Below are 18,019 nucleotides of genomic sequence, written 5' to 3'. Positions count from 1 at the left end.
TTGCACCAACCCCCTGATGAGCGCTCGGGATCGCAGCCGGACCTAGATCGAACCTAACGAGTCCGGACTTGATTCGACGCGCGAAGGAGCCATCTTCACTCCTTCCAGTGAGACGGCGTTTTTCCAGCAGCAGAACGACTTCCAGTTCCGAGATGATCTGTACAGTCTCTCGGAGCCGGGATCTCCGGCGCTCCTCCCTCCCTCGTTTGTCCGAAGAGGACTCTCAACGATGCTGCAACCCTTCGTGATCGGTCTCGGTCGTGCCGGTTCCGGGCTCCACCTGCGGGTGCTGGCGCGGGCCCGCGAGATCGCACCCGGGCTGTTCACGCCCGGCCCCGTCGTGGCCTGCGACCCCGACGTGAGGCGCCATCGGCCGGACGTCACCGCCACCGACTCGATCAGAGCCGCCGCGGCGATGCTCGACCCGAACCGCACCGTCGCCCACGTCTGCACGCCCCCGCGCGGGCGCGCGGGCGTGCTCGCCGAGCTCGCCGAGCTCGGTTTCCGCCGCGTCATCGTGGAGAAACCGCTGGCCACCTGCTTGGACGAGCTCGCCGCGATCGAGTCGATCCGCGACCGGCACGAGCTGGACATCGCGGTGGTGAGCCACTGGCTCGACTCCCGGCTCACCGAGCAGCTGACGGGCCTGATCGCGCCCGGCGGCCTGCGCTCGATCACCTTCGACCAGGACAAACCCCGCTTCACCCGGTCCTGCGCGACCAGCGGGCACCCGACCGCGTTCGACGTGGAGCTGCCGCACTCGCTCGGCGTCGTGCTGCGGCTGGCCGGTGCGGCCGAGCTCGCCGACGCCGCGTGCGCCGACATGCGCTTCGCCAACACGGTGCTGCCCAGGCTGGGCAGCGCACGGCTGGCGCTCGAACACGCCGGAGGTGTGCGCAGCGAGATCCGGTCGGACCTGACCGCGCCGATCCGGCGCCGCCGCATCACCCTCGAACTCGACGGTGGCCGGGTCGTCGGCCACTACCCCGTCGGGTCCGACGACGACCACGCGCAGCTCGAAATCAACGGCCGCCGCGTCGTTTTCCACGACGACGCGCTGACCCGCTGGCTCGTGCGCGCCTACACCCACCACCACCGGCCGAGCGGCGAGCACGGCACGTTCGACCTGCACGCCGACATCATCCGGCTGCTCGCGGCCGCCAAGGAGAGGACGCTCGCGCATGTGCGCTGACCAGCTCGCCGGCATCGGGGACGAGGCCGCCGCCTCGCTTCCGGACCAGATCGCCGCGATCACCGCGCTCGGCTGGCCGGGCATCGAGCTGCGCACCGTCGACGGGGTGGCGCTGGCCGACCTGGACTCGTCGCGGTTCCAGCGGGTGCGCCGGGCCGTGGCGGCGGCGGGGCTGCGGGTCGTGTGCCTGGACTCGCGGATCGGCAACTGGTCCCGCCCGATCACCGCGCCGCCCGCCGATGACCTGCGCGAACTCGACGTCCTGGCGGACCGGTGCGCGGCGCTGGGCACCCGCTACATCAGGGTCATGTCCTACCTCTCCGGCGGCCTGGACGAGTCGGAGTGGCGGTCGCGGGTGCTGGATCGGATCGCGCTGCTGGCCGACCGGGCAGCGCGGCACGGAGTGGTGCTGCTGCACGAGAACTGCTCGGGCTGGGCGGGTTCCGACCCCGACCGGATGATGCGGCTGGTCGAGGCGGGCGGGCCGTGCCTGCGCCTGCTGTTCGACGTGGGCAACGGGATCGAGCACGGCTACGACTCCTTCGGCGTGCTGGAGCGGGTCCTGCCGCACGTCGAGCACGTGCACGTCAAGGACGCCGTCGGCGCGCCCGGCCGCGCCGAGTACGTGCTGCCCGGCGAGGGGCACGCGCGCGTCCACGACTGCCTCCGGCTGCTGCTCGACCGCGGCTACTCCGGTGCGTTCTCCCTCGAACCGCACCTGGTCACCCGGCCGCACGAGGGCCGGACCGCCACCGATCCCGGTCCGTTCCTCAGCGCCGGGCGCCGGCTGGAGCACCTGCTGCGGGCAGCGCCCACCGGCGTCGCCTGATGCTGTTCACCGACGAGGACTGCGCGCTGCTGCTGGATCTGCTCGCGACCCCCACGGTCAACCCGCTGGAGACCGCGGAGGCGCCTCAGCTGTGGCAGGCCCAGCGCCGCTACGCCCGCGCGGCCGAGGCGGTGGGTTTCGAGGTGCTGCACCACGGCCCGCCGGATCTGCGGGTGCTCGACCGCGACGACGTCCCGGAGGTCGTTCGGCGCGCTGGGCCCGGTTTCCTCGACGACCAGCCGAGCCTCCTGCTACGGCTCGGGCCGGAACTGCCGCGATCCGAGACCGTCATGTTCAACGTGCACCTGGACACCGTCGCCGGGCTCGAACCCGTCGGCCTGCGCGCGGGGCGGTTCACCGGCCGCGGCGCGATCGACGCGAAAGGTCCTGCGGTGGCGCTGCTCTCGGGAATCCGGGACGCTCTTCCCGCGCTGGTCCCGGACGTGTCCGTGCTGGTGCAGGCCGTGGCCGGGGAGGAAGGCGGGGCGATGGGCACCTTCGGCACCCGCCCGCTGGTCGAGCAGGGGCACGTCGGGCGGCTCAACATCTGCTGCGAACCCACCGGCATGCGCTACCTGCCTCGTTCCACCGCCTCGATGACCGCGCGGCTGCGCGTCGACGGCGACGGCTCGATCGACGACCGGCCCGACGCGGGCCACAACGCGACCGCGCTGCTCGGGTTCCTCGCCCAGCACCTGGCCGCGCAGCTCGACCCCGTCGACCGACCCGGCCGGTTGTGCGTCGCCGGGCTGCGCACCGGAGATCTGCACAACCGCGTCTACGGAACCGGCGAGCTGCTGCTCAACCTCTCCTACGCCGAGACCGCCGAAGGCCGGGCCGCCGAAGCAGCGCTGCACCGCGAGGTCGAGCGCGGCCTCGACCGGTTCCGCGAGCTGTTCGCCGGGAGCCGGGAGTTCGCCCGCACCGCGCGGGACGCGAGGGCGATCACCCGCCTCGAATGGCTCAAGCGCGGCCTGCCGTGCCTGGACAACGCCGACCCGTGGGCCGAGGAGCTGCTCGAACGCGCGGGGGCCCGGCGCTGGCCGGACGACGAGCCGGGGTTCACCTGCGACGCGATCTGGTTGCACGACCTACCCGGCAGCTTCACCGCCGTGCTCGGCCCGGGCCGCCTGGACACCAACCACGCCCACGCCCGAGGCGAGTACGCCGACCGCGCCGAGCTGGAGGAGTTCGCGTCAGTCATCTCGGCCGTGCTCACCGACTTCGCACGGCACCGAACCGGAGAGGAACACGATGCGGCCTGACACCGTGACCGTCCCCCACCCACGACTGCTCGAGCTGGTCGCCGAGCGGTTCCGCGACCGCGGCGTGCCCGACGAGCGCGCGCGGCTCGCGGCCTCGGCGCTGTGCCACGGAGATCTGTGCGGGTTCGACTCGCACGGCGTGTTCAACCTGCCCCGGCTGTACCTGCCGCTGCTCGACGCCGGACGGATCGATCCGCTCGCCGAACCCGCCACCCGGGCGGACCTCGGCGCGTGCGCGACCGTCGACGCCGGCCGGGCGCTGGGCCTGTGGGCGGCAGCGGAGGCGATGGACGACGCGATCGGGCGAGCCCGCGAGCACGGGATCGGGCTGGTGTCGGTGCGCGGTGCCACGCACTTCGGTTGCGCCGGTTTCCACGCGGCGCGCGCGACCGAGCACGGCGTGATCGGCATCGTCGCCAGCAACTGCGGCGGTCAGCGCATCGCCCGGCCGCCGCTGGGCACGATGCCGCTGCTGGGCACCAACCCGCTGGCGGTGGCCGCGCCCGCGCTGCCGGACCACCCGTTCCTGCTGGACATGAGCACCACCGTGGTGCCCACCGGCAAGGTGCGGGTCGCCGCCGACGACGGTGCGCCGGTCCCAGAAGGCTGGCTGGCCGATGACTCCGGGGGACCGGTGACCGACCCGAGCGCCTTCGACGGCGGCACGGCGCACCTCCGCTGGCTCGGCGGGGAGCCGGAAACCGGTGCCTACAAGGGGTTCGGGCTCGGTCTCGTCGTCGAACTGCTCGCCGCGCTGCTGTCCGGTTCCGCGCTCGGCCCCACCCGGGAGGCGGTGCTGGGCGATCCCGGGCGCGACGACGACATCGGCTACTTCGTGCTCGCCATCGACGCCGAACGGCTGCGCCCCGGTTTCTCCGAGGCCGCGCGGGCGATGTTCGGCGCGGTGCTCGACTGCCCGCCGGACGGCGGCGTGCACTACCCGGGTTGGCTCGAGGCCGAGCGGGCGATGCGGCGGCGACGGGACGGAGTCCCGGTACGTGCTCGGCTGCTGGCCGAGCTGGACGCAGCGGTGGTCGCCTGATGCGCCGCGTCGCGGTCGTCGGTCTCGGCGCCATCTCCGCCTACTACCTGGCGCCCATCGAGTCCCGGGGCTGGGTACTCAGCGCGGTGTGCGACGTGCGTCCCGAGAAGCTGCGCGGGTTCCCGCCGCAGGTGCGCTGCTTCCAGGACCACCGCGAGCTGCTCGAGTCGGTCGAGCTCGACGGCGTCATCGTCACCGCGCCCAACGACGCGCACGCCGCGGTGTGCCGGGACGCGCTGCGCCGCGGGGTCGCGGTGTGCGTGGAGAAGCCCATCGCGGTGTCGCTGGCCGACGCCCGCGAACTGGTGGAGATCTCGGCGCGCCAGAACGTTCCGCTGCTGACCTCGTTCCACCGCCGCTACAACGACAACGTGCGCCGCCTGCACGCCGAGGTCACCGCACGCGGCGGCGCTGCGGCGATCCGGGTGCGCTACCTGGAGCGCATCGAGGAGCACATCGGCGGCGACACCTGGTACCTCGATCCGACGCGCTGCGGCGGCGGGTGCGTGGCCGACAACGGGCCCAACGCGTTCGACCTGGTCCGGCTGTTCCTCGGTGCGGTGGAGCCGACCCACGCGGTCGTCAAGCACGAGCGCGGAACCGACCGGCAGGCCGTGGTCGAGCTGGAGTCGCCGTCCGGCGTTCCGGCGGTGGTCGAGCTGGACTGGTCGCATCCCGGCGAGACCAAGGACGTCGAGGTGCTGCTCGCCGACGGAACCCGCCTGCGCGCGGACATGCTGTCCGGGCACCCCGGGTTCAAGAACTCGTTGTGGCACGAATACCGCGGTGTGCTCGACGCTTTCGCCACCACGACGGGAACCGACCCGGGCGGTCTGGCAGCCTTGGAGCTCGTCAACGAAACGTACCGAGTCGCAGGAACGGAGCCGGTGTGAACCCCGACGAGGACGGTCCGAAGAGGACGCTGACGGCACGCGTGGTCAAGGTCCTGGTGCACCACCGCCAGGAGCGGGGCATGTCGCTGGAACCGCACGCGAGCCGCTGCGTGCAGGCCGGTGACGTGCACGAGCTCGTCACCACCGACCACACCGAGAACGCCGGCGGAGCGCGCATCGACCGGGTTGCGTTCCTCGGCTTCGCCGAGTTCGACCGCGGTGGCGTCCTCGATCGCGGCGATCGGCTGTGGATCGGAGACCGCTTCGTCGGCACCGTGCTCGGCTTCGACGCCTGCCACTTCCCGAACCACTACAACGTGCTGATCCACGCCGAGAAGCCGCTCAGCGGGCGGGATCTGGGTCTTCGGCCGGAGGCCGAGCTGTCGTTCACCCAGCCCCCGCCGCCGCTAGAGGTGACGCACGTTCTCTCCGGCGAGCTTGCCCCTGGTGTCCAGCAGCAGGCACCGTGAGGCCACCAGGCGAACTGGGTCGTAGCAGGCGTGGTCCTGGAGGAGGATGGCCACGTCGGCCTCGCGCAGCCCCTCGTCGATGTGCTCCACTCGCCGCAAACTCCGCCCTCCGGCGGAGAACCCGGGCACGTGCGGGTCGTGGTAGACCACCTCGGCCCCGCAGCGCAGCAGCTCCGCGGCCACCGGGAGCGCCGGGGTCTCCCGGACGTCGGCGACGTCGGGTTTGTAGCTCACCCCGAGCAGCAGCACTCGCGCCTCCTCCACCGGCTTGTCGAGGTCGCGCAGCAGCCGCTCGGCGCGGGACACCACGTGCTGCGGCATCCGCTCGTTCACCTGGCGGGCGGCGGTGAGCGTGTGGAAGGTGAATCCCGCGCTGTCGGCGGCGCCTTCCAGGTAGACCGGGTCGACCGGGATGCAGTGGCCACCCACGCCCGGTCCTGGCTGGAAGGGGGCGTAGCCGAAGGGTTTCGTGCCCGCGCAGTGCAGCACGTCCCACACGTCCACGCCTATCCGGTCGCAGAACAGCGCGACCTCGTTGACCAGCGCGATGTTGACGTAGCGGTAGGTGTTCTCCAGCAGTTTGGCCATCTCCGCCTCGCGGGTGCCGCGCGAGACCACGAGTGTGTCGACGAACCGCCCGTAGAACGCCACGCCGTGCTTGGCGCACAGCGGGGTCACGCCCGCCACCACCTTGGGCGTGTTGCGCACGCCGAAGAACGGGTTCCCGGGGTCGATGCGCTCCGGTGAGTACGCCAGGTGGAAGTCCTCGCCCGCGCGCAGCCCGCTGCTGCTCTCCAGGATCGGGCGGACGACTTCTTCCGTCGTTCCCGGGTAGGACGTGGATTCCAGCACGACCAGGGTGTCCGGCCGCAGGTTCTCCCCCACCGAGCGGGCGGCCGCGCGGACCGAGCCCAGGTCGGGAGCGCCGTCGGTGAGACCGGTTGGCACGCACAGCACCACGGTGTCGGCGTCGGCGATCACCGACGGCTCGGTCGTGGCGCGGAACCCCGTGGCCACCATCTCGGCGACCACGGGATCCAGGACGTCGGCCACGTGCGAGCGACCCGCGTTCAGCCCGGCCACGACCTCGCCGGCGATGTCGTGGCCGGCGGTGCGCATGCCGGTTTCGTGCGCGCGGACCAGCAGCGGCAGCCCGACGTAACCCAGCCCGACCACGACCAGGTCGAGTTTCGGATCTGTCATGCCTTGAAACTGCCCAACGCCGGGATCTCGTGGGCGCCGTGCCCGGACTCCAGCGGAACCCCCAGGCCGGAGCAGTCGGGCGAGGCGTACAGGGTGATCGCGCGGCCGGTGTCGTTGATGACCACGTGCGTGCCCAGCGGCAGCTTCTGGCATCCCTTCGGGCTCTGGAACTTCTCCACGGGCACGAGGGCGTCGGCGATGAACACCAGAACCTGGTCCGACGGCGCCTGCGCGACGGCCGTGCCCACGATTCCCGTGGCCAGCACACCGGAGGTGAGAAGCGCAGATGCGAGACGCGCAATTCTCATGGCATATTCCCTTTCTGTGCTCACCAGTCGCGGCGGCTCCGCAACCGGCCAGGAGGGGACCGGGACGCGATCTGCGCGAAATCCCGGAGAACAACGCGGCGGACTGTAGCAACGGCCGAAAACCCGCGCAGCGAGAAGACATCCGCATGCGCGGAACCGCATCGATAGTGCGCTCGATCGTGCGACACGGCCTGCCGCCGGAACCGAACCGTGCTCCCATTCTGAATCGAAGGGCGAACGATGCCCTTCATCCTCTTGTGAACGAAGGAGTTCAATCCGCATGCTTTCCAAAATCGGTACCAAGTCCGGCATTTTCAGCGCTGCTGCGGTTCTCGCCGCCGCCCCGCTGCTGGCGGGCGCCCTGACGGCACAGGCCGAACCCTCCCCCGCGCCTGATGCCAAGGCACTGCTGACGTGCGACCTGAACGGAACGGCCGCGTTCTCCCCGGCGCTGTCGGCGAACCCGCTCGGTGCGAACACCCAGATGAAGGTCGACGGCCAGGCGGCCAACTGCAAGCCGGCCGGTCGCGCCGCCGAGGACGTGGTGAGCGCGACGTTCACCGGCGACCTGGCTGGCAAGATGTCGTGCACGTCGCTGCCGCGCGATGTCGGCGGTGATGTCGACATCACCTGGAAGTACGAGGACGGCAGCACGAAGACGAGCAAGGCCAACTTCAGCCTCGACATGCAGGGCGACCTCAGCAACCCGGACCAGCCGGTCACCGGTGCGTTCACCGGCAAGACCGTCGACGGGGAGTTCGCCGAGGCCCAGCACAAGGGCAGCGGCCAGTTCGACATGGCCTCCGCGGCGGGCGGCTGCCTCGGCGGCGGACTGTCGTCGCTCGACTTCGGCGGCAAGTACGAGCTGAGCCAGTGATCTCACCGCGCCGGTAGGACCCCACGAGGCGAGGGGCGGGGCCAGCAGGCTCCGCCCCTCGTCTCGCCACAAAATCAATCATTCGTGCTTGATTTTTCCTTGCGGCGGGCCCACCCTGGTCGACATGGCCAACGTGGGCGCTCTGCTGGATGACATGTGTGCGGAAGGCGATGAGCTCGACGAGCTCGTCGCCGGGCTGGACGAGGAGCGGTGGGCGCTCGCCACGCCCGCCGAGGGGTGGACGATCGCCCACCAGATCGCCCACCTGGCCTGGACCGATGACGTCGCACTGCTGTCGGCCACCGATCCCGACGGCTTCGCCGCCGTCGTCGAGCAGGCGATGCAGGACCCGTTCGGCTTCGTCGACGCGGGCGCCGCGGAGCGCGCCCGCGCACGGCCCGCCGACCTGCTCTCGAGCTGGCGGACCGGCCGCTCGAAACTGGCCGAAGCCCTGCGCCGGATCGAGGACGGTCGGAAGCTCGCGTGGTTCGGCCCGCCGATGGGCGTCGGTTCGATGGCCACCGCGCGGCTGATGGAGACCTGGGCTCACGGCCAGGACGTCGCCGACGCCCTCGGCATCACGCGCACCCCCACCGCGCGGCTGCGCAACGTCGCGCACATCGGCGTGCGCACCCGCGACTTCGCCTACGCCACCCACGGCCAGGAACCGCCCGCCGAACCGTTCCGCGTCGAGCTGGTCGGACCCGGCGGCGAGGCGTGGGAGTGGGGTCCGGCCGACGCCGCGCAGCGGATCACCGGCCCGGCACTGGACTTCTGCCTGCTGGTCACCCAGCGGCGGCACCCCGACGACCTCGCGATCGAGACAGTCGGCGCGGACGCGGCGCACTGGCTGACCATCGCCCAGGCCTTCGCCGGAGCGCCGGGCAAGGGCAGGAAGGCGGGGCAGCACTCGTGATCGGCACCGACCCGGAACTCCTCCGCATCGGCAACTGCTCCGGCTTCTACGGCGACCGGTTCTCGGCGATGCGCGAGATGCTCACCGGCGGCGAGCTGGACGTGCTCACCGGCGACTACCTCGCCGAGCTGACGATGCTCATCCTCGGCCGCGACCGGCTCAAGGACCCCGAACTGGGGTACGCCAAGACCTTCCTGCGCCAGCTCGAGGACTGCCTCGGCCTCGCCGCGGAGCGCGGCGTGCGGATCGTGGCCAACGCGGGCGGGGCGAACCCCGCCGGTCTGGCCGGGCGCATCCGCGAGCTCACCGAACGACTCGGGCTCGACGTGTCGGTCGCGCACGTCGAAGGCGACGACCTCACCGCGCGGGCCGCGGAACTGGACCTCGGCTCTCCCCTGGTCGCCAACGCCTACCTGGGCTGCTGGGGAATCGTGGAGTGCCTGAACGCCGGTGCCGACGTCGTGGTCACCGGACGGGTCACCGACGCCTCGGTCATCGTCGGCCCGGCGGCGGCGCACTTCGGGTGGCAGCGCACCGACCACGACGCGCTGGCCGGAGCCGTCGCGGCCGGTCACGTCATCGAGTGCGGCGCGCAGGCCACCGGCGGCAACTACTCGTTCTTCACCGAGATCGCCGACCTGACCCGGCCCGGCTTCCCGATCGCCGAGCTCCGGCGCGACGGCTCGAGCGTGATCACCAAGCACCCCGGCACCGGCGGCGCGGTCACCACCGACACCGTGACCGCGCAGCTGATGTACGAGATCCAGGACGCGCGCTACGCGGGACCGGACGTCACCACCCGGTTGGACACCATCGAGGTCACCCAGGACGGCCCGGACCGGGTGCTGCTGACCGGCACGCGCGGCGAGGCTCCCCCGCCCGAGCTGAAGGTCTCGCTCAACACGCTCGGCGGGTTCCGCAACGAGATGGACTTCGTGCTCACCGGACTGGACGTCGAGGCCAAGGCCGACCTCGCGCGGCGCCAGCTCGAAGCAGGGCTCGCCGAGCAACCGGCGGAGCTGACCTGGACGCTGTCCCGCCTCGACCGTCCCGACGCCGACACCGAGGAGCGGGCGAGCGCGATCCTGCGTTGCGTCGCGCGGGATCCCGACCAGGACGTGGTGGGGCGCGCGTTCTCCGGCGTGGCCGTGGAGATGGCGCTGGCCAGCTACCCCGGTTTCAGCTTGACCAGCGTTCCCGGCAAGGCCTCGCCGTACGGGGTGTTCACCGCCGGTCACGTGGATCCGGCGCAGGTTCAGCACATCGCGGTGCTCCCCGGCGGCGAACGGGTGGACGTGCCACCCGCGTCGCAGACTCAGCGGCTCGAGGCGCCACCCGAACCGGTTCTGCCGCAACCTCTTCTGGACGGCCCCACCCGCCGCGCGGCGCTGGGCACGTTCGTCGCGGCGCGCAGCGGCGACAAGGGCGGCAACGCCAACATCGGCGTGTGGGTGCGCACCGACGAGCAGTGGCGCTGGCTGGCCCACGCGCTCACCGTCGACCGGCTGCGCGCGCTGCTCCCCGAAGCGGCCGAGCTGCCGATCACGCGCACGGTCCTGCCGAACCTGCGGTCGCTGAACTTCGTCGTCGAGGGAATCCTCGGCGAGGGCGCGGCCGCCCAGGCCCGGTTCGACCCGCAGGCCAAGGGACTCGGCGAGTGGCTGCGGTCCCGGCACATCGAGATTCCGGAGGCGCTTCTTTGACTTTGTCCCCTACTTAAAGAAGAGGGACTCCCACCCTCACGGGCTGGGGTTCCTGCTTCGTAGCCGACGACCGAGGGGAGGCCCCTTGCGGATTTACACCAGCTCCACAGGCATCGCCGGGGGTCGCCCCGGCTACGGCAAGACCTGCCGCAAGGATGTTCTTCGCGGCGTTGTGATCCCGGTCGTGCCGGGTGCCGCAGTTGGGGCACGTCCATTGCCGCACCGACAGTTTCAGACGCTCCAGCAGGTGCCCGCATGCGGAGCAGGTCTTGCTCGAGGGGTACCAGCGGTCGATGACCACGACTCGCTTTCCCGCGCGTTCAGCCTTGTATTCCAGCTGAAGCCGGAACTCTCCCAACGCCGCGTCCATCACCGCCCGGTTGAGTCCGGCTTTGGCACGCACGTTGCGACCGGGCTTATCGACGGTGCCCTTCGGGCTACTGCTTATGCCCGCGATGTGGAGGTCTTCGATCGCGACCACATCATGTTCACGGACCAGCCGCGTCGAAGCGCGGTGCAGAAAGTCAGCACGCGCGTTACGAATCTTCCGGTGCGTGCGGGCGACCTTATTCTTGGCCTTCCGCCGGTTCGCGCTACCGGGCTTCTTACGTGCCATCTGCCGCTGGTAACGGCAAAGGTTACGAGCCTTGCGGTCCAGGTGCCGCGGGTTGGGGATCTTCTCTTCGGTGGACAGTACCGCGAAGTCCTTCACTCCGAGGTCCACGCCAACAGTGCTGCCGGTCTCAGGCACAGCTTGCGGATCTTCGGTATCCACGGCGAAGGTCAAATACCAACGCCCGTCCGGTTCCCGCGACACGATGACCATCGTCGGATTCAGCTTCGCCAGGGTTCCAGCGTCCCAGGACCACACGAAATTCAGCGGCTTCCCGTGTTTGGCCAACTTCAAGCGTCCGTCACGCAGGCTGAAAGCCGAACGCGTGTAGTGCGCGGACTGGCGTCCGTTGCGGGACTTAAAACGCGGATACTTCGCACGCCCGGCGAAGAAGTTCGCGTAAGCCGCGTGCTGGTGCCGCAAGTTCTGTTGCAACGGCACCGACGAGACCTCGGACAAAAACGCCAGTTCCTCGGTCTTCTTCCACGCCGTCAGCGCTGCATCGGTCTCCTTATAGGAGGTCGTCTTGCCGTGCGCATGGTAGGCGCGATGCCGAAGGTCGAGGGTCTTGTTCCAGACCAGACGCACACAACCGAACGTGCGACCCAACTGGGCCGCCTGCTCGGAATCCGGATAGGCCCGGACCTTGTACGCCGTCCTCATACAGAGGATGTACCACGCCACACCGACACGAATTGGGAACAGATCGCTATGGCAAGCACCGATCGCGGTGAGAACAGACCTGACACGTTTCATTCCCGCCTTCAAGGACGCAGCATCCACATTATGGAGAACCGGTGAACCCGTGGGACACCGATGAGCGGCGCGGATTGCGGGAGACCGCGCGGCGCTTCGCCGAGACCGAGATCTTGCCGCACCAGGACCAGTGGGAGCGCGACGGCGAACTCCCCCGCTGGTTGCACGAGAAGGCCGGCGCGCTGGGACTTCTCGGCGTCGCGCTGCCCGTCGAGGTCGGTGGTGGCGGCGGCGACCTCGTCGACGCGGCGGTCATCGCCGAGGAGCTGCACTACGCGGGCGTCTCCGGCGGCACCTTCGCCTCGCTGTTCACCTGCGGCATCGCGGTGCCGCACATGGCCGCCGCCGGTGATCCGCGGCAGATCGAGCGCTGGGTGAAACCCACGCTGTCCGGCCACAAGATCGGCTCGCTGGCCATCACCGAACCGGGCGGCGGATCCGATGTCGGCCACCTGCGCACCCGCGCCGAGCGCGACGGCGACCACTACGTCGTCAACGGCGCCAAGACCTTCATCACCTCGGGCTGCCGCGCCGACTACGTGGTCACCGCCGTGCGCACCGGCGCCGACGGCGCGGCCGGGGTGTCGCTGCTGGTGGTGGAGCGGGGCACGCCCGGCTTCACCGTCTCCCGCAAGCTGGAGAAGATGGGCTGGCAGGCCTCCGACACCGCCGAGCTGTCCTTCTCCGACGTGCGCGTGCCGGCCGAGAACCTGGTGGGCCCGGAGAACTCCGGGTTCCTGCAGATCGCCCAGGCCTTCGTCAGCGAACGCCTGTCGCTGGCGGTGCAGGCCTACGCGAGCGCGCAGCGCTGCCTGGACCTGGCCGAGCAGTGGTGCCGCGACCGGGAGACCTTCGGCCGCGCGCTGATCACCCGGCAGGCCGTGCAGAACACGCTCACCGAGATGGCCCGCAAGATCGACGTCGCCCGCGTCTACACGCGGCGGCTGGCCGAGCGCGCCGTCGCCGGCGAGCAGGACCTGACCGTCGAGGTGTGCTTCGCCAAGAACACCGCGGTGGAGGCCGGCGAGTGGGTGGCGCACCAGGCGGTGCAGCTGTTCGGCGGGCTCGGCTACATGCGCGAGTCCGAGGTCGAGCGCCAGTACCGGGACATGCGGATCCTCGGCATCGGCGGCGGCACCACCGAGATCATGACCGGACTGGCGGCGAACCGATTGGGGTATCGAGCGTGACGATCGTGAAGTCCGCGCTGGACACGACTTCCAGCGAGTACGCCGAAGCGGCCAAGGCGATGATCGACAAGATCGCCGAGGTCGACGAGGCCCACGCCACGGCGGTCGCCGGTGGCGGCCCGTCGAAGGTCGAGCGGCACCGCAAGCGCGGCAAGCTCACCGCGCGCGAGCGCATCGAGCTGCTCATCGACGAGGACTCACCGTTCCTCGAGCTGTGCCCGCTGGCCGCCTGGGGCAGCGACTTCCAGGTCGGCGCCTCGGTGGTCACCGGAATCGGCGTGGTCGAGGGCGTCGAGTGCATGATCGTCGCCAACGACCCGACCGTGCGCGGCGGCACCTCCAACCCGTGGACGCTGCGCAAGTCGCTGCGCGCCAACGAGATCGTGGAGCGCAACCGGCTCCCGGTGATCTCGCTGGTGGAGTCGGGCGGTGCGGACCTGCCGACGCAGAAGGAGGTCTTCATCCCCGGCGGGGCGCTGTTCCGCGACCTCACGCGGCTGTCCGCGCAGGGAATCCCCACGATCGCGCTGGTCTTCGGCAACTCCACGGCCGGTGGCGCCTACATCCCGGGGATGTCGGATCACACGGTGATGGTCAAGGAGCGCTCGAAGGTGTTCCTGGGCGGCCCGCCGCTGGTGAAGATGGCCACCGGCGAAGACGCCGACGACGAGTCGCTGGGTGGCGCGGACATGCACGCGAGCGTGTCAGGCCTGGCCGACCACTTCGCGGTGGACGAGCCCGACGCGCTGCGCATCGGCCGCTCGATCGTGAAACGCCTGAACTGGCGCAAGAAGGGCCCGGCACCGCGTGCGGAGGTGCGAGAACCGCTGCACTCGGCCGACGAGTTGCTGGGCGTGGTGCCCGCGGACCTGAAGGTGCCGTTCGACCCGCGCGAGGTGATCGCCCGCGTCGTCGACGGGTCCGACTTCGACGAGTTCAAGCCGCGCTACGGCTCCAGCCTGGTCACCGGGTGGGCAGAGCTGCACGGCTACCCGATCGGCATCCTCGCCAACGCGCGCGGCGTGCTGTTCTCCGAGGAGTCGCAGAAGGCCACCCAGTTCATCCAGCTGGCCAACCGCGCCGAAACCCCGCTGCTGTTCCTGCACAACACCACCGGCTACATGGTGGGTGCCGAGTACGAGCAGGGCGGCATCATCAAGCACGGCGCGATGATGATCAACGCGGTGTCCAACAGCAAGGTCCCGCACATCTCGCTGCTGATGGGCGCCTCCTACGGCGCCGGGCACTACGGCATGTGCGGCAGGGCCTACGACCCGCGGTTCCTGTTCTCCTGGCCCAGCGCGAAGTCCGCGGTGATGGGGCCCGCGCAGCTGGCCGGGGTCATCTCGATCGTCAGCCGCGCCGCCGCCGAGGCCAAGGGCCAGCCGTTCGACGAAGCCGGGGACGCCGCGATGCGGGAAGCGGTGGAGAACCAGATCGAAGCCGAATCGCTGCCGATGTTCCTGTCCGGGCGGCTCTACGACGACGGCGTCATCGACCCGCGCGACACCCGCACGGTGCTGGGGATGTGCCTGTCGGCGATCCACAACGCCCCGATCGAAGGCGCCGAGGGCTTCGGCGTATTCCGGATGTGAGGTCCCACGCGATGATCACCAATGTCCTGGTCGCCAACCGCGGTGAGATCGCCCGGCGCGTCTTCGCGACCGCGCGCCGCATGGGCCTGTCCACCACCGCCGTGTTCTCCGACACCGACGCCGCCGCACCGCACGCCGCCGAGGCCTACGTGGCGATCCGGCTGCCCGGCGACACCCCCGGCGAGACGTACCTGCAGATCGACCAGCTCGTGCAGGCGGCCCGCTCGGCGGGCGCCGACGCCGTGCACCCCGGGTACGGGTTCCTGTCGGAGAACGCCGCGTTCGCGCAGGCCGTCTCCGACGCCGGACTGCGCTGGGTGGGCCCGCCGGTCAAGGCCATCGAGTCGATGGGATCCAAGGTCGAGGCCAAGGCGCTGATGGCCGACGCCGGAGTGCCGGTGCTGTCCGAGCTCGACCCGCAGACCGTCACCGAATCCGACCTCCCGGTGCTGGTCAAGGCCTCCGCCGGGGGCGGCGGCCGCGGCATGCGGGTGGTGCGTTCCCTCGCCGAACTACCGGAGCAGCTCGAGGCCGCGCGCCGCGAGGCCGAGTCCGCCTTCGGCGATCCGACGGTGTTCTGCGAGCGCTACCTGGAAACCGGCCGGCACATCGAGGTGCAGGTCCTCGCCGACCAGCACGGCACCGTGTGGGCGCTCGGCGAGCGCGAGTGCTCGATCCAGCGCAGGCACCAGAAGGTCGTCGAGGAAGCGCCTTCTCCGCTGGTCGAACGCACCCCGGGCATGCGGGAGCGGTTGTTCGAGGCGGCGCGGCTCGCGGCGTCGGCGATCGGCTACGAAGGCGCGGGCACCGTCGAGTTCCTGGCCGACGAGAAGGGCGAGTTCTTCTTCCTGGAGATGAACACCCGCCTGCAGGTGGAGCACCCGGTCACCGAGAACACCACCGGCACCGACCTGGTGCGGCTGCAGCTGCAGATCGCCGACGGTCACGCCCTGCCCGCCGAACCGCCCGCCGCTCACGGGCATTCGATCGAGGTCCGGCTCTACGCCGAGGACCCCGCGCACGACTGGCGGCCGCAGAGCGGCACCCTGCGGCGCATCGAATTCCCGGACACCGCGGCCCAGTTCGCGGTCCTGCGCACTCCGGGCATCCGGCTGGACTCCGGTTTCGCCGACGGCGACGCGGTGAGCATCCACTACGACCCGATGCTGGCCAAGGTCATCGCCTGCGGCGAAACCCGGGACGAGGCCGCGCGTGTGCTGGCCGCGAGCCTGTCGCGGGCGAAGATCCACGGCCTGGTCACCAACCGCGACCTGCTGGTGCGGGTCCTGCGGCACCCCGCGTTCCTGGCCGGCGACACCGACACCGCGTTCTTCGACCGGCACGGGCTCGCCGACCTCGCCCGGCCGCTGGCCACCGACGACACCGCCGACCTCGCCGCCGTCGCCGCCGCGATGGCCTCCGCCGCCGAGAACCGGCTCACCGCAGCGGTCAACGCCCGCATCCCGTCCGGCTGGCGGAACCTGCCGTCGGTGCCGCAGACCAAGACCTACACCTGCGGCGACCGCGAGATCGAGGTGTCCTACCTCGCCAAGCGCACCGGTGTCGAGGTCGCCGACCACCCCGGGCTCGCGCTGGTGGAGGCGACGCCGACCCGCGTCGTCCTCGACGTTCCCGGCGAGCACGGCCCGGTCCGCAGGACCTTCGACGTCGCCCGCTACGGCGAGCACGTCCACGTGGACTCCCCGCTCGGACCGGTCGCGCTGGTGCGCCAACCCCGCTTCACCGACCCCGCCGAACGCCTCACCGAGGGCTCGCTGCTGGCGCCGATGCCGGGCAAGGTCATCCGGCTCGCCGCCGCACCCGGCGACCAGGTCACCTCGGGCCAGCCGATCCTGTGGCTGGAGGCGATGAAGATGGAGCACACCGTGGCCGCCCCCGCCGACGGGGTGCTCACCGAGCTCAACGTGATAGCAGGGCAGCAGGTCGAGGTGGGAACCGTGCTGGCCGTGGTCGACACCCCCGCCGAGGAGAAGGCATGAGCTTCATCGAGACCGACGAGCAGAAGGAACTGCGCGCCTCCGTCGCCAAGCTCGCCCAGCGCTACAACCACGTCGACTACGTGCTGCCCAAGGCCCGCGAGCACGAACCGCTCACCGAGCTCTGGGAGGAGGCGGGCAGGCTCGGCTTCCTCGGCGTCAACATCCCCGAGGAGTACGGCGGAGGCGGCGCCGGCATCTACGAACTCGCGCTGGTGCAGGAAGAACTCGCCGCCGAGGGCGCCGGGCTGCTGCTGGTCGTGGTCTCCCCCGCCATCTGCGGCACGATCATCAGCAAGTACGGCACCGCGGAGCAGAAGCAGCGCTGGCTGCCCGGTCTCGCCGACGCGAGCACCACGATGGTCTTCGCCATCACCGAGCCCGACGCGGGCTCGAACTCGCACCACATCACCACCACCGCCCGCCGCGACGGCGCGGACTGGATCCTGCAGGGCCAGAAGGTGTTCATCTCCGGCGTCGACCAGGCCGATGCGGTGCTCGTCGTCGCGCGCACCGAGGACGCCCGCACCGGAAAGCTCAAGCCCGCGCTGTTCGTCGTGCCCACCGGCACGCCGAACTTCGTGGCGCAGCCGATGGAGATGGACATCATCGCCCCGGACCGGCAGTTCACGCTGTTCCTCGACGACGTCCGGCTCCCGGCCGAGGCGCTCGTCGGCGAGGAGGACGCGGCGCTGATGCAGCTGTTCTCCGGGCTGAACCCGGAACGCATCCTCGGCGCGGCGCTGGCCACCGGCATGGGCCGCTACGCCTTGGGCAGGGCCGTCGAGTACGCCAACCAGCGGCAGGTGTGGAAGACGCCGATCGGCGCGCACCAGGGCATCGCCCACCCGCTGGCCCAGCACAAGATCGAGGTGGAGCTGGCCAAGGTGATGATGCAGAAGGCCGCCACGCTCTACGACGCCGGCCAGGACATGGAGGCCGCCGAAACGGCGAACATGGCCAAGTACGCCGCCGCCGAGGCCAGCATCGCCGCCCTCGACCGCGCCATCCAGACCCACGGCGGGTCGGGCCTCACCTCCGAGCACGGCCTGGCCGCGATGCTCGGCGCCGCCCGCATCGCCCGGGTGGCCCCGGTCAGCCGTGAAATGATCCTCAACTACGTGGCCCAGCACAGCCTGGGCCTGCCGAAATCGTACTGAGGGGGAGCAC

At 70.8% G+C, this 18,019-nt stretch carries 16 protein-coding genes; 13 read left to right on the top strand and 3 right to left on the bottom strand.

The annotated features are described in order from the left end of the window. The first annotated feature begins 229 nt into the window (after positions 1–229). Genes R4I43_RS08560 through R4I43_RS08535 form a run of 6 tightly spaced genes read left to right on the top strand, consistent with a single transcriptional unit; the run spans position 230 to position 5,691 of the window. Positions 230–1,192 (top strand): Gfo/Idh/MocA family oxidoreductase, encoded by a 963-nt coding sequence (locus R4I43_RS08560; protein ID WP_324265008.1) that lies wholly within the window; start codon positions 230–232, stop codon positions 1,190–1,192. Further along, positions 1,182–2,021, top strand: a complete 840-nt coding sequence (locus R4I43_RS08555) for a sugar phosphate isomerase/epimerase family protein (RefSeq protein ID WP_324265007.1) — start codon at positions 1,182–1,184, stop codon at positions 2,019–2,021. The genes R4I43_RS08560 and R4I43_RS08555 overlap by 11 nt, the downstream gene beginning before the upstream one ends. Next, positions 2,021–3,286: a M20/M25/M40 family metallo-hydrolase gene (locus R4I43_RS08550; protein WP_324265006.1), complete on the top strand. Its 1,266-nt coding sequence runs from the start codon at positions 2,021–2,023 to the stop codon at positions 3,284–3,286. Before R4I43_RS08555 ends, R4I43_RS08550 begins: the two co-directional genes overlap by 1 nt. Continuing rightward, positions 3,276–4,328, top strand: a complete 1,053-nt coding sequence (locus R4I43_RS08545) for an Ldh family oxidoreductase (RefSeq protein ID WP_324265005.1) — start codon at positions 3,276–3,278, stop codon at positions 4,326–4,328. The genes R4I43_RS08550 and R4I43_RS08545 overlap by 11 nt, the downstream gene beginning before the upstream one ends. Beyond that, positions 4,328–5,221 (top strand): Gfo/Idh/MocA family protein, encoded by an 894-nt coding sequence (locus R4I43_RS08540; RefSeq protein ID WP_324265004.1) that lies wholly within the window; start codon positions 4,328–4,330, stop codon positions 5,219–5,221. The genes R4I43_RS08545 and R4I43_RS08540 overlap by 1 nt, the downstream gene beginning before the upstream one ends. Next, positions 5,218–5,691 (top strand): DUF6917 domain-containing protein, encoded by a 474-nt coding sequence (locus tag R4I43_RS08535; protein ID WP_324265003.1) that lies wholly within the window; start codon positions 5,218–5,220, stop codon positions 5,689–5,691. The genes R4I43_RS08540 and R4I43_RS08535 overlap by 4 nt, the downstream gene beginning before the upstream one ends. Here the strand turns inward: R4I43_RS08535 and R4I43_RS08530 are convergent. Beyond that, entirely contained in the window at positions 5,629–6,894 is a 1,266-nt protein-coding gene (locus R4I43_RS08530) for a nucleotide sugar dehydrogenase (protein ID WP_324265002.1), read from the bottom strand. The genes R4I43_RS08535 and R4I43_RS08530 overlap by 63 nt on opposite strands. Beyond that, entirely contained in the window at positions 6,891–7,202 is a 312-nt protein-coding gene (locus R4I43_RS08525) for a hypothetical protein (RefSeq protein ID WP_324265001.1), read from the bottom strand. Before R4I43_RS08525 ends, R4I43_RS08530 begins: the two co-directional genes overlap by 4 nt. Positions 7,203–7,482: 280 nt before the next feature. Here R4I43_RS08525 and R4I43_RS08520 point away from each other — a divergent pair, with 280 nt between their 5' ends. The 3 genes from R4I43_RS08520 to R4I43_RS08510 all read left to right on the top strand — a co-directional run bounded on the left by R4I43_RS08520 (position 7,483) and on the right by R4I43_RS08510 (position 10,698). Then, the gene (locus R4I43_RS08520; RefSeq protein WP_324265000.1) at positions 7,483–8,079 is read left to right on the top strand and encodes a hypothetical protein; all 597 of its coding nucleotides are present in this window, start codon (positions 7,483–7,485) and stop codon (positions 8,077–8,079) included. A 124-nt stretch (positions 8,080–8,203) separates the two neighbouring features. Continuing rightward, positions 8,204–8,995: a TIGR03084 family metal-binding protein gene (locus R4I43_RS08515; protein ID WP_324264999.1), complete on the top strand. Its 792-nt coding sequence runs from the start codon at positions 8,204–8,206 to the stop codon at positions 8,993–8,995. Then, positions 8,992–10,698, top strand: a complete 1,707-nt coding sequence (locus R4I43_RS08510; protein WP_324264998.1) for an acyclic terpene utilization AtuA family protein — start codon at positions 8,992–8,994, stop codon at positions 10,696–10,698. Before R4I43_RS08515 ends, R4I43_RS08510 begins: the two co-directional genes overlap by 4 nt. A gap of 13 nt (positions 10,699–10,711) precedes the next feature. On the opposite strand, the gene R4I43_RS08505 is transcribed toward R4I43_RS08510, so the two are convergent. Further along, positions 10,712–11,974, bottom strand: coding sequence for an RNA-guided endonuclease InsQ/TnpB family protein (locus tag R4I43_RS08505; RefSeq protein ID WP_407691219.1), 1,263 nt, complete (start codon positions 11,972–11,974; stop codon positions 10,712–10,714). A gap of 134 nt (positions 11,975–12,108) precedes the next feature. Here R4I43_RS08505 and R4I43_RS08500 point away from each other — a divergent pair, with 134 nt between their 5' ends. From R4I43_RS08500 to R4I43_RS08485, 4 genes are read left to right on the top strand one after another with little or no spacing between them, the layout of a single operon-like run. Next, positions 12,109–13,257 carry an acyl-CoA dehydrogenase family protein gene (locus R4I43_RS08500; protein ID WP_324264996.1) on the top strand — a complete coding sequence of 383 codons (1,149 nt, stop codon included), beginning with the start codon at positions 12,109–12,111 and terminating at the stop codon, positions 13,255–13,257. Continuing rightward, positions 13,254–14,852: an acyl-CoA carboxylase subunit beta gene (locus R4I43_RS08495; protein ID WP_324264995.1), complete on the top strand. Its 1,599-nt coding sequence runs from the start codon at positions 13,254–13,256 to the stop codon at positions 14,850–14,852. The genes R4I43_RS08500 and R4I43_RS08495 overlap by 4 nt, the downstream gene beginning before the upstream one ends. A gap of 11 nt (positions 14,853–14,863) precedes the next feature. Then, the gene (locus tag R4I43_RS08490; RefSeq protein ID WP_324264994.1) at positions 14,864–16,852 is read left to right on the top strand and encodes an acetyl/propionyl/methylcrotonyl-CoA carboxylase subunit alpha; all 1,989 of its coding nucleotides are present in this window, start codon (positions 14,864–14,866) and stop codon (positions 16,850–16,852) included. After that, positions 16,849–18,009: an acyl-CoA dehydrogenase family protein gene (locus R4I43_RS08485; protein WP_324264993.1), complete on the top strand. Its 1,161-nt coding sequence runs from the start codon at positions 16,849–16,851 to the stop codon at positions 18,007–18,009. The genes R4I43_RS08490 and R4I43_RS08485 overlap by 4 nt, the downstream gene beginning before the upstream one ends. Positions 18,010–18,019 lie beyond the last annotated feature (10 nt).

Origin of the sequence: Saccharopolyspora mangrovi, assembly GCF_035320975.1 — a bacterium.
GTDB classification, from domain to species: domain Bacteria; phylum Actinomycetota; class Actinomycetes; order Mycobacteriales; family Pseudonocardiaceae; genus Saccharopolyspora; species Saccharopolyspora mangrovi.
The sequence above is the reverse complement of the archived record's forward strand: the minus strand, read 5'-3'. Positions and strand labels throughout refer to the sequence as shown.

Coding starts and splice junctions, on each gene's coding strand:
- R4I43_RS08540 (WP_324265004.1), top strand. CDS start 4,328: ATGCGCCGCGTCGCGGTCGTCGGTCTCGGCGCCATCTCCGCCTACTAC.
- R4I43_RS08545 (WP_324265005.1), top strand. CDS start 3,276: ATGCGGCCTGACACCGTGACCGTCCCCCACCCACGACTGCTCGAGCTG.
- R4I43_RS08550 (WP_324265006.1), top strand. CDS start 2,021: ATGCTGTTCACCGACGAGGACTGCGCGCTGCTGCTGGATCTGCTCGCG.
- R4I43_RS08560 (WP_324265008.1), top strand. CDS start 230: ATGCTGCAACCCTTCGTGATCGGTCTCGGTCGTGCCGGTTCCGGGCTC.
- R4I43_RS08515 (WP_324264999.1), top strand. CDS start 8,204: ATGGCCAACGTGGGCGCTCTGCTGGATGACATGTGTGCGGAAGGCGAT.
- R4I43_RS08555 (WP_324265007.1), top strand. CDS start 1,182: ATGTGCGCTGACCAGCTCGCCGGCATCGGGGACGAGGCCGCCGCCTCG.
- R4I43_RS08505 (WP_407691219.1), bottom strand. CDS start 11,974: ATGAGGACGGCGTACAAGGTCCGGGCCTATCCGGATTCCGAGCAGGCG.
- R4I43_RS08520 (WP_324265000.1), top strand. CDS start 7,483: ATGCTTTCCAAAATCGGTACCAAGTCCGGCATTTTCAGCGCTGCTGCG.
- R4I43_RS08530 (WP_324265002.1), bottom strand. CDS start 6,894: ATGACAGATCCGAAACTCGACCTGGTCGTGGTCGGGCTGGGTTACGTC.
- R4I43_RS08490 (WP_324264994.1), top strand. CDS start 14,864: ATGATCACCAATGTCCTGGTCGCCAACCGCGGTGAGATCGCCCGGCGC.
- R4I43_RS08525 (WP_324265001.1), bottom strand. CDS start 7,202: ATGAGAATTGCGCGTCTCGCATCTGCGCTTCTCACCTCCGGTGTGCTG.
- R4I43_RS08485 (WP_324264993.1), top strand. CDS start 16,849: ATGAGCTTCATCGAGACCGACGAGCAGAAGGAACTGCGCGCCTCCGTC.